At 37.6% G+C, this 386-nt stretch carries 1 pseudogene; it reads left to right on the top strand.

Annotated elements, in window-relative coordinates:
- Positions 1-386 (top strand): annotated as a pseudogene (gene fre / locus AC4GME_RS16095) (NAD(P)H-flavin reductase); the annotation flags it as partial.

Consider the following 386-nt stretch of genomic DNA (forward strand, 5'->3'; position numbering starts at 1 on the left):
TGAAGTTGAAATTGCCAATGGTGAAGCTTATTTACGTGAAGATTCTAAACGTCCAATTATTTTAATGGCAGGGGGCACTGGCTTTTCGTATGTAAAATCACTGCTTGAACAAATTGTCCATCTGCAATTAGAAAATCCTGTATACCTTTATTGGGGGGTAAAAGAGTACTCACATTTCTATTTTGAAAATGAAGCTGTTGCATGGGCGAAAAAACACAGTAATATTCACTTTCATCCTGTAATTGAAGTGCCGGAAGCCGAGTGGCAAGGGCATCAAGGTTATGTTCACCAAGCTGTTTTAAATGAATTTGCTAACTTAAGTGCTTTTGATATTTATATCGTAGGTCGTTTTGAAATGGCAAAAATTGCACGCGAGGATTTTGTGC

The sequence above is a fragment of the Psychromonas sp. genome (assembly GCF_983033635.1).